Source organism: Escherichia sp. MOD1-EC7003, from assembly GCF_002965065.1.
GTDB lineage: Bacteria > Pseudomonadota > Gammaproteobacteria > Enterobacterales > Enterobacteriaceae > Escherichia.
Window position 1 is genome coordinate 35,801 of sequence record NZ_PTRE01000013.1, and the last position, 13,238, is coordinate 49,038.

The 13,238-nt window shown below is 53.8% G+C and carries 13 protein-coding genes and 1 pseudogene; 3 read left to right on the plus strand and 11 right to left on the minus strand.

The window, feature by feature from the left end; genetic code table 11:
- Window positions 1–2 precede the first annotated feature (2 nt).
- The 7 genes from nikE to A7090_RS01915 all read right to left on the minus strand — a co-directional run bounded on the left by nikE (window position 3) and on the right by A7090_RS01915 (window position 6,832).
- Window positions 3–809, minus strand: a complete 807-nt coding sequence (nikE, locus tag A7090_RS01885) for a nickel import ATP-binding protein NikE (protein WP_105272803.1) — start codon at window positions 807–809, stop codon at window positions 3–5.
- Window positions 806–1,570, minus strand: a complete 765-nt coding sequence (gene nikD, locus A7090_RS01890) for a nickel import ATP-binding protein NikD (RefSeq protein ID WP_105272804.1) — start codon at window positions 1,568–1,570, stop codon at window positions 806–808. Before nikD ends, nikE begins: the two co-directional genes overlap by 4 nt.
- Complete coding sequence (nikC, locus tag A7090_RS01895) at window positions 1,570–2,403, minus strand: nickel ABC transporter permease subunit NikC (RefSeq protein WP_105272805.1); 834 nt, start codon at window positions 2,401–2,403, stop codon at window positions 1,570–1,572. The genes nikD and nikC overlap by 1 nt, the downstream gene beginning before the upstream one ends.
- Window positions 2,400–3,344, minus strand: a complete 945-nt coding sequence (nikB, locus tag A7090_RS01900; RefSeq protein WP_105272806.1) for a nickel ABC transporter permease subunit NikB — start codon at window positions 3,342–3,344, stop codon at window positions 2,400–2,402. The genes nikC and nikB overlap by 4 nt, the downstream gene beginning before the upstream one ends.
- A complete protein-coding gene (gene nikA, locus A7090_RS01905; RefSeq protein ID WP_105272807.1) occupies window positions 3,344–4,918 on the minus strand; it encodes a nickel ABC transporter substrate-binding protein in 1,575 nt (524 codons plus the stop codon). Before nikA ends, nikB begins: the two co-directional genes overlap by 1 nt.
- A 222-nt stretch (window positions 4,919–5,140) precedes the next feature.
- On the minus strand, window positions 5,141–5,728 hold the full coding sequence (gene acpT / locus A7090_RS01910) for a 4'-phosphopantetheinyl transferase AcpT (protein WP_105272808.1): 588 nt from the start codon (window positions 5,726–5,728) through the stop codon (window positions 5,141–5,143).
- A 54-nt stretch (window positions 5,729–5,782) separates the two neighbouring features.
- Window positions 5,783–6,832, minus strand: a complete 1,050-nt coding sequence (locus tag A7090_RS01915; protein WP_105272809.1) for an AI-2E family transporter — start codon at window positions 6,830–6,832, stop codon at window positions 5,783–5,785.
- A 130-nt stretch (window positions 6,833–6,962) separates the two neighbouring features.
- Here A7090_RS01915 and A7090_RS01920 point away from each other — a divergent pair.
- Window positions 6,963–8,077 (plus strand): annotated as a pseudogene (locus tag A7090_RS01920) (MFS transporter).
- 3 nt (window positions 8,078–8,080) lie between these two features.
- Here A7090_RS01920 and dcrB read toward each other — a convergent pair.
- Window positions 8,081–8,638, minus strand: a complete 558-nt coding sequence (gene dcrB / locus A7090_RS01925; protein WP_105272810.1) for a phage sensitivity protein DcrB — start codon at window positions 8,636–8,638, stop codon at window positions 8,081–8,083.
- Between the two features lie 72 nt (window positions 8,639–8,710).
- Window positions 8,711–9,376 (minus strand): 7-cyano-7-deazaguanine/7-aminomethyl-7-deazaguanine transporter, encoded by a 666-nt coding sequence (locus A7090_RS01930; RefSeq protein WP_105272811.1) that lies wholly within the window; start codon window positions 9,374–9,376, stop codon window positions 8,711–8,713.
- 220 nt (window positions 9,377–9,596) lie between these two features.
- Here A7090_RS01930 and tusA point away from each other — a divergent pair, with 220 nt between their 5' ends.
- Window positions 9,597–9,842 carry a sulfurtransferase TusA gene (gene tusA / locus A7090_RS01935; protein WP_000130621.1) on the plus strand — a complete coding sequence of 82 codons (246 nt, stop codon included), beginning with the start codon at window positions 9,597–9,599 and terminating at the stop codon, window positions 9,840–9,842.
- Between the two features lie 146 nt (window positions 9,843–9,988).
- Window positions 9,989–10,297: a hypothetical protein gene (locus tag A7090_RS01940; protein WP_105272812.1), complete on the plus strand. Its 309-nt coding sequence runs from the start codon at window positions 9,989–9,991 to the stop codon at window positions 10,295–10,297.
- A 68-nt stretch (window positions 10,298–10,365) separates the two neighbouring features.
- Here the strand turns inward: A7090_RS01940 and A7090_RS01945 are convergent, their stop codons facing one another.
- Complete coding sequence (locus A7090_RS01945; RefSeq protein WP_240246162.1) at window positions 10,366–10,860, minus strand: DUF2004 domain-containing protein; 495 nt, start codon at window positions 10,858–10,860, stop codon at window positions 10,366–10,368.
- Window positions 10,861–10,971: 111 nt separating this feature from the next.
- On the minus strand, window positions 10,972–13,173 hold the full coding sequence (gene zntA / locus A7090_RS01950) for a Zn(II)/Cd(II)/Pb(II) translocating P-type ATPase ZntA (RefSeq protein ID WP_105272814.1): 2,202 nt from the start codon (window positions 13,171–13,173) through the stop codon (window positions 10,972–10,974).
- Between the last annotated feature and the right edge of the window lie 65 nt (window positions 13,174–13,238).

Genomic DNA, 13,238 nt, shown 5'->3' on the forward strand with positions numbered 1-13,238 from the left:
ACTTAAACCTTTTCTGTGGCGCGACGGCGTACGGGAAATGCGGGTAATACCGCGTTTTGTAGCACACGTCCGGCGTCAGAGGAAAAGGTTAATTTATCTCCCACCACCTGGGTTTCGACGATTTGCCCGTTATCCATCACCATCACCCGCTGGCAAAAGCGTTCCACCAGACGTAAGTCGTGGGTGATGAACAGGCAGGCGGTGCCAAACTGCTGTTGCAGCTTTTTCAGCAGGCGAATGACGCCCGCCTGTAACACGAGATCAAGGTTGGAAACGGCTTCATCCAGAATCAGCAGTTTCGGTTCGACCGCCAGCGCACGCGCCAGGCAGACGCGCTGAAGCTGGCCGCCGCTCAATTGCGGTGGGCGTTTGTCAAGTACGCTATCGTCGAGATCGACCGCCTTCAGCATTTCGCTGGCGCGCGCCAGTTGCTCCGATTTTTTCAGCGATAACAGGTGGCGCATTGGTTCCCGCAGGATCTCGCGCACGGTTTTGCGCGGATTTACGGCGCTGATGGAATCCTGAAACACCATCTGAATATCGCGACGGAAGGCTTTACGCTGGGCGCGATTGAGCTTTGCCAACGGTTCGCCGCGCCAGCTAATATTTCCCTGTGAGGGCGACTCTAAGCCTACCAGCAGCCGCGCGAGGGTGCTTTTTCCGCAGCCACTGCGCCCCAGCAGAGCGACGGTTTCACCGCTTTTCAGGGTCAAAGAAACGTTATTCAGTACCGCCTGATGCTGGTGCTTACCGCTAAATCCACCGTGCGCATAGTGATGTGAAAGGTCGGAGACGTTAAGTAAAGTCATGATGCCAGCTCCATACCATAAAGGGCGAGATGCGCAGAAACCAGGCTGCGCGTCACCGTATGTTTGGGGGCGTTAAACAGCGTTTCGACATCGCCCTGTTCGACAATCCTACCGTCAGACATCACTGCCACGTCATCTGCCAGACGCGCCACAACGCCCATATCATGGGTGACCAGCAGCATCCCCGGCGCTTGTTTTTGCATAATGCTTTCCAGCAGATCGAGGATGCGCGCCTGCGCTACCACATCAAGATCGGTGGTCGGTTCATCGGCGATGATAAACGGCGATTCACACAGCACCGCCATCGCAATCATCATGCGCTGCAACATGCCGCCGCTCATCTCGAACGGGTACAGCTTTAGCACACGCGCGGCGTTTTCCAGCCCCACCGCTTCTATGGCAGCGGTAAGCGTAGCGTCATCGGCGGGCTTCCCTAACGCCAGACAGGTTTCCCGCGCGTGGGTGTGCATGGTGTGCAGCGGGTTAAAGGCGCTGCGCGGGTTCTGCATGATGGTGGCAATTTTAATGCCGCGCAGTGCGCAGGGAGAAACCGGTTTACCATCGGCTAAAATTTCTCCCGCCGTCTGGCGAACGCCAGCGGGCAAAATCCCCAGCGTTGCGGCGCAGGTTAATGATTTCCCGCTGCCGCTACCGCCAACTAACGCCAGCACGCGCCCGCGTTTCAGGGTTAACGATACACCGTGCACCAGCGGCTGCGCGGCCTGTAGCGCGATATTACGTAGTTCAATCTGTTGCGGCATTAGTGTGTGTGCTCCGTCACCAGATGAGGGTCCAGATGATCGCGCAGTGCGTCACCCACCAGGTTAAAGGCCATCACGCTGATAAACAACGCCAGCCCCGGCCAGAACATTTGCAGCGGCTGGGTCCAGATATACTGACGTGCATCGTTAATCATCACGCCCCATTCGGCGGTCGGCGCGGTCACGCCGAGGCCAAGGAATGACATCCCTGCGACGTGCAGCATCATATGGCCGATATCCAGCGTTGCCAGCACCAGCAGCGAAGGGATCACCGCGCCTGCCAGATGATCGACAAACACCCGCACATGGCTCGCGCCAGAAAGCCGTGACGCCAGCACAAACTCGCGCTGGCGCAGTGAAATCACCAGGCTGCGCACCATGCGTGCATACCACGCCCAGTGCGACAGGGCGATGGCGATAATTACGTTGGTCAACCCGGTGCCGAGCACGCCGACCATAAAGAACGACAGAATTGAGGTCGGGAAAGTCATAAACATATCGGCGACGCGCATGGTGGCCTGATCAACGCGCCCGCCAATCAGCCCGGCGCTACCGCCAATAATCAGCCCTAACGCCAGCACCAATAGCAGGCAGATCATTACGGAACCAAGCGACACGCGGGTCGCCGCCATCAGCCGTGAGAAAATATCGCGTCCTAAGTGATCGGTGCCCAGCCAGTGCTGCGCATCCGGCGAGAGCAGGCGCGATGGCAGATCGATAGCCTGTGGGTCATACGGCAGCCACCACTGGCTGGTGAGCGCAATCAGTGCCAGCAGGGCGATAATGATTAGCGCCAGGCGTACCGACCAGCGGGAAGATAGGAAAAAGTTCACGCGTGCGCTCCTTCATGACGACGAATGCGCGGGTCCAGCGCGGCGTTGAGCAAATCGACAATTAAGTTACAGACCACAAAAACCACCACCATCATCAGCGTAAAGCACTGGATCACCGGATAGTCACGGTTAAAAATCGCCGACACCGCATAGCGCCCGACGCCCGGCCAGGCAAAGATGTTTTCGATAATCATTGTCCCGCCGATCAGTTCGCCAATGTGCATCCCCACGGCGGTAATCATCGGCAGTGAGGCATTGCGCAGGATATGGCGGCGTTCGGTCTGTTTGTCGTTCAGGCCGCGTAGCCGCGCCCAGGTGACGTGACGCTGACCGGCGACGTCCAGCATACTGGCGCGCAGTAGACGCGCATTAATCGCCAACGACATAAAGGCGATGGAAACCGCAGGCAAAATGATGTGCTGCCAGCCGCCGTAACCCATCGCGGGCAGCCATTGCAGATACACTGAAAATGCCATCACCAGTAAAAACGCCAACCAGAAGTTAGGCATCGACACGCCAAGAAACGCGATAAAGCGCACGGCGAAATCCGGCAGGCGGTCGCGATGGCGTGCCGCCCAGATGCCGAGCGGTACGGACGTGAGCAGAATTAATACCAGCGCGGCACCTGCCAGCTCCAGCGTGGCGGGCAGGAAGGTCAGCATATCGTCCAGCACCGGGCGTTGGCTGGCGAATGAGATACCAAAGTCAAGATGCAGCGCTTTCCACAACCAGGTTCCGTACTGCACATACAGCGGCTGATCCAGCCCCAGCATTGTGCGGGTAGAAGCCAGCATTTCCGGCGTCGGCGGCAGGTTAGACAGACGCAGATAATCGAGCGCCGGGTCACCGGTGCCGAGGCGTAGCATCAAAAAGATGATCACCGAGGCGGCGAGCACCATCGGGATCAGCAGCAGAAAGCGGCGTAATATGTAACGCAACATTAAGGTTTCACCGGTTTAATCTGTTCGAACGGGATTTCAGTGGCGATCGGGGCGTAGGGGATGTTACCCAGTTCCGGTTTTGATACCACCATCATTGAGATATAGCTGATGGGCAGATAAACCGCCTCGTCATGCAGACGGGTCAGAATGTCGCGATACAGTGCCTGACGTTGTGTTTCGTCATGGGTCGCCAGCACTTCGCCGATCTCTTTATCAATCAGCGGCTTGTCGGCTAAACCTTGCTGTGCCTGGAAGTCAGCGTGCGACGGTACGCGCATTGAACTCAGGAAGGCATGTGGATCGTATGGTGCGCCCCAGGTACGGTGGAAAATCATGCCAAAACGACCGTCGCGCTGACGAGCATAGATACTGCTCTCTTCTTCGCCGATCAGCGTGACATCCGCGCCAATCTGGCGCATATCAGCCTGAATGATTTCTGCCATTGATTTGCTTAACGCATCGGTGCCGATGAACGACAATTCAATGCGCAGCGGCTGACCATTCTTCTCGCGGATGTCTTTGCCCGCAGGCAGCGTCCAGCCTGCTTGTTCCAGCAACGCTTTCGCTTTCTGTGGATCGTACTGGCGCGGTTTCAGGCCGAGATTGGCGTAAGGCACGGAAGGAGCAAACAGGGTGTCGGCGACCTGCTGGGTGCCATACAACGCGTTATCGATCAGCGATTTTTTGTTTACCGCATAATTGAGTGCTTCACGTACGGCCAGCTCGTTGGTGGGGGCTTTGGCGGTATTAAGTGCCAGCATCACGGTTTCGATCGGTTGTGACAGTTGGGTGTGGTAAGCCGGGTTCTGGCTAAAGCGGGCGAAGGTATCGAGTGGTAATAACCCTTCGTTTCCGTACAGCAGGTCGATATCGCCAGTTTCAAACGCTACCGCGCGGGTGGTTGGGTCCGGGATCACGTTAAAAGTGATCTTTTTAATCGCTGGCTTTTCGCCCCAGTAGTTTTCGTTACGGACGAAGACATCGTACTGATTCAGTTTCGATTCCTGCAAAACCCACGGCCCGGTGCCAATCGGCGCTTTAATCCCGTTCATGGTTTCATGGTTTTTAAACTGCGAGGGTGCAATAAAACGAAAAGGACGGGGCAGGGCCAGTTCTTGCAGGAAAGGATAGTAAGCGCTTTTCAGGGTGATTTGCAGCTCGGTTTTACTGAGAGCTTTGACATCAACAATCTGGTTTGCCAGCTCCAGCCAGGCGTGACGTTGACGGTTATCGAGCACGGCGCGGAAGTTTTCTGCCGCCGCCTGTGCATCAAACGGTTCGCCGTTAGAGAATTTCACGTTATCACGCAGGGTGAAGGCCCAGGTTTTGCCATCTTCTGAGTGGGTCCAGCTTTTCGCCAGCCACGGGCTCACCGAACCGTCTGCCTGATATTTCACCAGCGGTTCATAAACCATGCTCTGGGCGAACATCTGGTTAGGTGTGTAAAGATGCGGGTTCAGTGGCCCGACATTCACCGGCCAGGCGGTGGTGATTTCATCTGGTGCAGCGGCATGGACGATAAAAGACGCACAAGCCAGCAGCGCAAATAGAGTGCGGCAGAGTGTGGAGAGCATGGTAACCCCAATGGATTAAAATATACTCGTCATACTTCAAGTTGCATGTGCTGCGACCACGTTCGTGCACCTCAGTCACTTACTTTAGTAAGCGCCTGGGGATTCAGTCGCTTGTCTCGAATTATTTAGAGTATAAATGGCAGAAATCAGTATGACGATTTTAAGTATTCGTCATACTGATTACCTGTTCTGGATCAATAGATGGGCAGTCGGGGGGGCAGATCAGTTAACTGAATCGATCCATTGCACACTGTCAGCAGAGAGCGTAAAGGGGGTAGGGGTGCAGATCGCCAGACTTAAATTTTCAAGCTGACAATGGCTGACTGACAGCGAGGACTGATAGGTGCTGTCTACGCTGACGATTTGCCAGGCGCTGCCGCCACGTTGTTTAACGATGGCTTCTTTGCGCGTCCAGATGCGCCAGAACATTGCCAGTTGCTGATCTGGAGGCACGGCGTCCATCTCGGCATGTTCTCCGAGGCTGAACACCGCGTTCGCCAGCCAGCGCCAGTTGGCACGTGGGCGAATCACTTCGATATCGCAGCCGACTTCGCCTTCATCGCTCAACAGCAGGGCGATATCGTCACCGCTATGGCTTAAGTTGAACCATAGCGGCATTTCCGGTGCGAATGCGGGTTTGCCTTGTTCGCCGTAGATGATCTCAGGTAGCGGGGAAAGCGTGTGTGAAAGCAATGCACGCCCCGCCAGCCAGCGTTCGCGTCGTGGACCTTGCGGTGCTTGCTCGCGTAAAGCCGGTGGCAGTGGAGCTGCGCTTAAGGTCGAAACTTTCCCCAGAACTATCCGATACATATCAGGGCCAACGTTTAATGGAAAATGAAAGTGCGTATCGTATCACTTGTCGCCTTATCCCGGTAACCGACTTTTCGGTCTGCCCGGTCCCAGTAAAATCGCCAGTTTGCTGCCGCCTTTGGTGGTTTCCATCCAGATTTTACAGACGCTGGTTAATGGCACCGAAAGTAGCATCCCTACCGGGCCGAGCAGCCATCCCCAGACTAACAATGAAAGAAATACCACCATGGTGGACATCCCCAGGCGATGGCCCATCATCCGTGGTTCTAAAATATTTCCGATGACCATATGGACCACTAAAAACAATGCGCCGACCAGAATACATTCGTAAACACCATTAAACAGCAGTACCTGTATCATTGGTGGCACGGCAGAAATTACCGCGCCGATATTGGGGACGTAGTTGAGCAAAAACGCCAGTACCGCCCACATCAGCGCAAACTGTACGTCCATTAGTGCCAGCCCCAGCCAGATGATTATGCCTGTCCATAAACTTAGCAGCGTCTTCAATGCAAGATAGTGCGAAACACCTTTTAAGGCGCGGTGTAGCCCGGCGATGTGAATCTGTGGATTATTCAACGCAAAACGCATTTTGTAAGGGACGTGGCGTACTTCAAACAGCATGAAAACGACGGTCATCACCAGTAAAAGTACGCTCGCCATTGCCCCGGAAAGCCCGGTCATTAGCGCCGTGGTGAAGGTAACCACTTTTTCTGAGTCCATCCGCTGCAGCATTCGCTCCGGCGACATATGCAAATTAAGAAAAGGCAACATCTCCTGCAATTTAAAAAGCTTGCGTGTCAGCTCCTTATTAAACTTCGGCAGCATAGAGATAAATTCGTTAAACGATGCCGCCAGTACGCCAATCAGCGCGGTGAGCGCAATCAACATCACCACAACCACGATGGTAATTGCAACGGGACGCTTTACGCCCCGACGAATAAACCAGGTGACGAGCGGATTGAGGACGATGGCAAAAAACAGCGCCAGTAACAGCTGCACAATGATATCTGCCGCTGCGTGAATGCCTGCGAGGATCACTACCAGCGAGGCCAGTTTAAGCAGAATGTGCATGCCCGTTTTATCAGGTTGAGGGGTTTCCATTGGGCTTCCTTGTGACTTTTTGTATTAAGTGTAGCGGGAGTCACGCCAGCAATATTCTGATTCTTACTGCTGATTTTCACGTCAGCACGTGGTAAAAATGAAACACTGTTGTAAAAATGTGGTGAGCCTCATGCCCGAACCCGTGCTAAACGGATTGCGCCTGAATTTGCGCATTGTCTCCATTGTCATGTTTAACTTCGCCAGCTATCTCACCATCGGGTTGCCGCTCGCTGTATTACCGGGCTATGTCCATGATGTGATGGGCTTTAGCGCTTTCTGGGCAGGATTGGTAATCAGCCTACAATATTTCGCCACCTTACTGAGCCGTCCTCATGCCGGACGTTACGCCGATTTGCTGGGGCCAAAAAAGATTGTCGTTTTCGGTTTGTGCGGCTGCTTTTTGAGCGGTCTGGGGTATCTGGCGGCGGGATTAACCGCCAGTCTGCCCATCATCAGCCTGTTATTACTTTGCCTGGGACGCGTGGTCCTCGGCATTGGGCAAAGTTTTGCCGGAACGGGATCGACACTGTGGGGCGTGGGCGTAGTCGGTTCGCTGCATATCGGGCGGGTGATTTCGTGGAACGGCATTGTCACTTACGGGGCGATGGCGATGGGGGCGCCGTTAGGTGTCGTTTTTTATCACTGGGGCGGCTTGCAGGCGTTAGCGTTAATCATTATGGGCGCGTCTGGCTGTACGGTATGGCGCTGGCACTGGCTTCTGCCGGATTTGGCGTCATCGCTACCTTTATCACGCTGTTTTATGACGCTAAAGGTTGGGACGGTGCTGCTTTTGCGTTGACGCTGTTTAGCTGTGCGTTTGTCGGTACGCGTTTGTTATTCCCTAACGGTATTAACCGTATCGGTGGCTTAAACGTAGCGATGATTTGCTTTAGCGTTGAGATAATCGGCCTGCTGCTGGTTGGCGTGGCGACCATGCCGTGGATGGCGAAAATCGGCGTCTTACTGGCGGGGGCTGGGTTTTCGCTGGTGTTCCCGGCATTGGGCGTAGTGGCGGTAAAAGCTGTTCCACAGCAGAATCAGGGGGCTGCACTGGCAACCTACACCGTATTTATGGATTTATCGCTTGGCGTGACCGGACCGTTGGCTGGGCTGGTGATGAGTTGGGCAGGCGTACCGGTGATTTATCTGGCGGCGGCGGGGCTAGTCGCAATCGCGTTATTGCTGACGTGGCGATTAAAAAAACGGCCTCCGGAACACATCCCTGAGGCCGTCTCATCATCTTAAAACTTACTGAATAACCAGCGTATTAATGATGTTTTCTGCGGTGGCCTGCGCTTTTTGCTGATCGTCAGCTGGCAGCGTGATTTGCATGGTCAGCAGTTGATTACCCACATTACCCAGAATAACGGAAGAGTACGCCGTCTGGCCTTTCGCGGAAATAATGCTGTCTAACTGCTGCATTTTGTGACCTTTCAGCTCAATGGCTTTATTGGTTACTACTTGCAGCTGCGGGTCGCGGCTACGTTGCTGATCTTCCAGACGCTTCGCCAGCACTGCCAGATCTTCTTTCGGATCATCGCCCATGATGACGATGACTGCTTTCTGCCCGGTAGCGTCGGACCAGACATGCATGTTATTGGCCTGCGTTCCCAGCTTCCCGCTCTGGTCAGTCATATCCGCTGGCAGCGAGAAACTTAACTTGCCATCAAGCAGGTTGACGGGATTCCCGGTCGCGTTACTTTCCGCGACCGCCCCCTGCGCCGTAGCGTTAGTGTCTTTATCATCACAGGCCGCAAGCCCCATAACCAGCAGGCCAATTCCGACATATTTAACCAGATTGCGCATTGACTTCTTCCTTTCGATAAACGGCCATAACGGCTCATTCAACCATCTTATCACAACTCTGATAACGAACCTTTAACTCGCCTGCAAAGCGTTGATTTCGGATTTATCTGCGAGTCTTTTCAACAGCATATTGAGTAATACGCCATACATTGGCAGGAAGAAAACGATACTGATTAACACTTTGAAACAGTAATCGACCAGCGCGATTTCTATCCAGTGTTCAGCCATAAAGGCATCCGGGCTGCGCCAGAAGGCAATGAAGAAGAAGGCCAGCGTGTCGCTGACGTTACCAAACAGTGTGGAAGCCGTTGGTGCCAGCCACCAGCGACGGCTCTGACGCAGTCGGTTAAAAACGTGCACGTCGAGGATCTGCCCCAGCGCGTAGGCCATGAAACTGGCGGTGGCAATACGGGCGACAAACAGGTTGAAGTGGGCGAGCGCGTCAAACCCTTGCCAGGAACCCATATAGAACAGTGACGAGATGACATAGGAGATCAATAACGCCGGGATCATCACCGCAAAGATGATACGACGGGCCAGCGGTGCGCCAAAAATACGCACAGTCAGGTCGGTCGCGAGAAAGATAAACGGAAAGCTAAACGCGCCCCAGGTGGTATGGAAACCAAAAATGGAAACGGGAAGCTGAACCAGATAGTTACTGGAGGTGATCACCAGAAGATGAAATAACGATAACCAGAACAACGCCTTATAGCGTTGGTTTTGTGAGAAAGCGTTCATATTGTACCTTTTTGATTAACCATTGGGGTGAGGGAACCCAATACGTACGACACGTCTGTTACCTTAACATAATAACGTGCTTACCCTTTTTTCGAGCCGCCGCATGATACTGCTTTACGTTGACAATGCAATGGTTAATTTTCACGCAATCGTTAACCTGGTTTGCTTACGGACTCACAGGGCGTAAACTAGCGCCGTTTTTTCATATGATGAGAAGAAAATGACCGATCTCTTTTCAAGCCCTGACCACACACTTGACGCACTTGGCCTGCGCTGCCCGGAACCAGTAATGATGGTGCGCAAAACCGTGCGCAATATGCAGCCTGGTGAAACGTTGCTGATTATTGCTGACGATCCGGCGACGACCCGTGATATTCCTGGGTTTTGTACCTTTATGGAACACGAACTGGTTGCCAAAGAGACGGACGGACTGCCTTATCGTTATTTGATTCGTAAAGGCGGTTGAGGGCACTGCCTGATGCGGTCTGTAATCTTCTTTGCATCGAACGCGCTCAATGTTGTGATCGATTTGTAGGCCGGATAAGGCGTTCACGCCGCATCCGGCATGGGGCACGCAAAGAGCAATGATTGCCAACGTTATGGAATGCAGAAATGGATTATTCGATTCCCGTTTGTCTGGCACTGCTGGGATTGCTGGCGATGTTCGTCCCCAATTGGCTGATGCCTGTTTTTATCATCATTGGGGGATGGCTGGGGGTACTTGCCTGTGGTTGGCTCTGGCTAATGATTTTTTTACCTTTACTTAGCGGTGTCGGGCTTGTTTATGCCCTGTGGTTGATGTTCAAAAGGCCATCATTAGCATCTCGCCTGGTTGCTGCATTCAGTGTTATCTCCGTCATTCTGATGTTAGCGTTATATTATGCTTTCCTGAACTTGCCTCTGTTCCCGGCCCAGCATTAAGACTTGAATAGTCAGTGATATTTCCAGGAAGACAGCCTTATATAAATTGCGTTTCCCAGCGAAAAGGCTTAACTTTCCCAGGTAATATTTAACAACTCACTATACTCGTTGAAATTAAATACCAGTAACTCATCCGAGATATCCTCTGATACCCCATAATCCAGTGTCATTTTTAACGTGCCAGGGGCAGGAGCAGCCATCCACATATGAACGCCACGTAAAATGAGTTGGTTAGCACAGGTCTCGTGTGTCGGTGGAGTGATATCAAGCGATTGCAGTGTTTCAGCATCCAGTTCATCTAAATGAAATTCAATAAATGCATCAATAAACGCATTTGTTCCTTTCTTTTGGGATAGTACGTTGCGGATAATTTCAGTACATGTCGGGAGGCTATCCAGGAGAGTAACTATTTTATCGGTTGAGGTATTTGGCAGGACATCTCCAAAAATATTTAGCCAGACAGTTCGTTTCTCATTGTTAAGCGTAACGGTTACATATTCCGCGAATCCCTCTGACTCATTAACAGCGAGTGTTCCCCAGTAATTTGAATTTAGCGTAATCATTATCCATTGATTCCATGTATATGTTATTCGATGAGATCCTGCGCAGTCTGTTTCGATAACTTCGCAGGACTCACCGTATATTATGGTCAGGATGGCTGCAATCCGAAAAAATTAACCTTTCCTGCGCAACAACCTTAACGCATTCGCCGTTACCAGCACTGTCGCACCCGTATCTGCCAGCACTGCCAGCCACAGACCGGTCATCCCTAAAAGCGTGGTGACGAGGAAGATCCCTTTCAGCCCCAGCGCAATGGTGATGTTCTGGCGGATATTAGCGTGAGTGGCGCGCGCCAGTTCGATCATTTGCACCAGACCACGCAGGTGGTTATGGGTTAATGCTGCATCGGCGGTTTCCAGTGCGACGTCTGTGCCGCTACCCATTGCAATCCCGATAGCGGCAGCTTTCATCGCTGGAGCGTCGTTAATACCGTCACCGACCATCGCCAGCGGCGCATGTTGATTCAGCTCTGTCACCGCTTTGACTTTATCTTCCGGCAAGAGGCCCGCTTTAAACTCCAGCCCCAGTTCCCCGGCGATTGCCGCCGCTGCGCGTGGATTATCGCCAGTGAGGATCACCCCTTTGACGCCCAGCGCGTTCAGTTCTCTGATGGCAGTTGCAGCGTCGGCGCGCAGGGTATCCTGCAACGCAATCACACCCAGCACATCATCGTTACGCACCACCAGCACTACCGTTTGCCCGGCGATTTCCAGTTCGCTAATCAGTCCGGCGAATGCATCGGCAGGATATTTCCCGGCAGCGCAAATCAACACACGCTCACCGTTAACCAGCGCTTCAATGCCAGAGCCGACCAGCGCCCGCTGTGACTGGGCGGCGGGAATGGTGAGTGCAGCAATCTGTGCTTCGCGCACAATGGCTTGTGCCAGCGGATGCGTCGCGCCTTGCTCGACCGCTGCCGCCAGTGCCAGCAGGTCAGATTCGCTAACGCCTGTTGCAGAATGGATGGCGGTTACGCGCGGCTTGCCGATGGTCAGCGTTCCGGTTTTATCAAATGCCACCTGGGTAACACGACCTAACTGCTCCAGCGCCGCACCACCTTTAATCAATGCTCCACGACGTGCCGCTGCCGCCAATCCGGAGGTAATCGCTGCGGGCGTGGAGATAACTAACGCACACGGGCAGCCAATCAGTAGCAGCGTCAGTCCTTTATAAATCCACTCTTGCCAGCTGGCGGCAAACAGCAGCGGCGGCACCAGCGTTACCAGCAGGGCGACGGCCATAATCGCGGGTGTATAGATACGGCTGAAACGGTCGATAAACCGCTCGATGGGGGCGCGGCGCTCTTCAGCCTCTTCGATCAGTTTCAGAATGCGGTCAATGGCGCTGGCCCCCGGTTCTGACAGCACTTCCAGTGTTACCAGTCGATCTACGCTGGTGGCGCCTGCAGGAACTTTATCGCCCGTCGCGCGCTCCACCGGAATGGATTCGCCGGTCAGGGCGCTTTCATCAAAACTGGCAAACGGTGAGAGCAGTTTACCGTCAGCAGGCAAACGTCCACCTGCGGCAACTTCAATCACATCGCCAGGCCGCAGGCTGTTAATCGCCACCTCTTCACGCTCACCGTTACGCAAGCGCGTGGCGGTTTCTGGTTTCAGCGCCATTAACGCGCTAACGCCCTGACGTGCACGGCTGGCGGCCCAGCCCTCCAGGCGTTCACCAATCAAAAACAGCAGCAACACCATCGCAGCTTCTGCCGTTGCGCCAATAAACAGCGCACCAAGCGCGGCTACGCTCATTAACGTTTCAATGGCGAAGTAGCTGCCAGATTTGATCAGCCGTAATGCCTGACGAGCAATCGGGTACAGCCCAACCAGCGTGGTCGCGATAAACGCCAGTTGCCCGAACGGATGATTGAACTGCTCCAGACCCCAGCTGATTGCCATCATCACGATTAGCGTAATCAGCGGCAGATTCTCTTTCAGGCGTGATGCTTGCGGCTCTTCGGCGGCCTGTTCATCGCGCAGGGAATAACCCGCTTTTTGCACCGCAGATTCAACCTGGGTACGGATGTCATTGTCGGCATCAACCACCAGCTTCTCAGTGGCGAACAACACCTGCACCTGATTCACGCCTGCAAGCTGGCGCACGGCATTTTCTACCTTGCGCGCACAGGCGGCGCAGTCCATGCCGCTGACTTTCCAGCTATAGCGGGTGCCGGAGACGTTTTCAGAAAGGGGGGGCGTGCTGGAACATGCGCCGTCGCAGCAACAGTCGTTGGCGTTTTGTACCGTGGTTAGCGGTTTGAATGCGGCAAATTGAGGGGCTTTCTTGCCGTGATTGTCAGGAGTCGACATGGCATCCTCCGGTTAGGTTTTTTCTCATTAACCGAAGGATACACTCTGGAGTCGACTCCAGAGTC